The 1,265-nt window shown below is 33.5% G+C and carries 2 protein-coding genes; both read left to right on the forward strand.

What is annotated here, in order from left to right:
- Positions 1-185 precede the first annotated feature (185 nt).
- Positions 186-635, forward strand: coding sequence for a GNAT family N-acetyltransferase (locus V7137_RS30240; protein ID WP_335701491.1), 450 nt, complete (start codon positions 186-188; stop codon positions 633-635).
- Positions 636-655: 20 nt separating this feature from the next.
- Positions 656-1,265, forward strand: a 610-nt coding sequence (locus V7137_RS30245) for a YczE/YyaS/YitT family protein (RefSeq protein WP_335701492.1), incomplete at its 3' end; no start/stop codon positions are given.

Here is a 1,265-nt window from a genome sequence, read left to right on the forward strand (position 1 = left end):
CTTATAGAATCTAATGCCCTTGCTATCATGCCAATTTCACGTAAAATTTCCTTCATCATTAACTCCTTAACTCACATTTTTTTGTTGCATTTACTATAAAAGTGATATAAATTAAATTTAACCTAATTTTATTGCATTTGCAACAAAATGATGATAGACAATTTAATTTAAAAGGACTGATAAAAATGAATCCAAAAAGAGCAACGATCGATGAAGATTTAAGGGTAGCATTTGCTATAAGGAAAGAAGTATTTGTGAAAGAACAAGGCGTACCACTAGAGGATGAATTTGATGAATTTGATCAATTTGATACACTGAATGGACTTTGCGAACACATATTAGTCCATTACAATGAACAACCAGTCGGAACGGGAAGGATCAGGTTTATTGATGGAGTAGGTAAATTGGAAAGAATCTGCATCCTCGAATCTTACCGTAAATTTGGTCTTGGAAAAATCATGATAAAAGCGTTAGAAGAAATCGCGGAAGAACGGGGAGCCTCGCAGGTTAAATTACATGGACAAACACAGGCAGAAGGTTTTTATAAAAAACTTGGTTATCGTACTTCTTCTAATATCTTTATGGAAGATGGTATCCCACATATTCTAATGCTCAAAGAATTGTCTAGTAAATAATGATAAAGAGGTCGAGTAAAGTGAAATATGTTTTTTATGTATTAGGTATTTTAACATTAACCCTTGGTATTTCTTTCACTATACAATCAGACCTTGGAACTTCGCCTTTTGATGCACTTTTGGTAGGACTGTCCATAAATGTGGGGCTTACTGTGGGAAGTTGGGAAATCATAATAGCTTTACTATTGATAGGTTGTAATGCATTTTTAAAAAGTCAAAGACCAGAAGTTTTGGGGTTGTTAACAGCATTTATAACGGGTATTGGTATTGATACGTGGCTTTTTTTATTGCACAATTTAATCACACCTGAACTATGGTACAGCAAAGTTGTTTGTTTTGGAATCGGCTTAGTTGCTATGGGATTAGGAACTGCAACATATTTACACACAAATTTTGCACCGATTCCAGTTGACCGATTAACATTAATCATACAAGAATTAACTAGAACAAATATATTTTTTTCGAGAACATTCATTTACCTCGTATTCTTGATAATGGCAATGATTTTAAATGGACCAATTGGCGTTGGAACTTTATTAACCGTTTGTTTAGGGGGGCTAATACTTAATTACTTTATGCCATTTACTGAAAAAGTATTAGACCGCATTTTAACACACTCTAGTACATCAC

Origin of the sequence: Neobacillus drentensis, assembly GCF_036962765.1 — a bacterium.
In the GTDB taxonomy this organism is placed as follows: Bacteria; Bacillota; Bacilli; order Bacillales; family Cytobacillaceae; genus Neobacillus; species Neobacillus drentensis_C.

Excerpts from the sequence above, each read along its gene's own strand:
- V7137_RS30240 (WP_335701491.1), top strand. The coding sequence starts at position 186 with ATGAATCCAAAAAGAGCAACGATCGATGAAGATTTAAGGGTAGCATTT.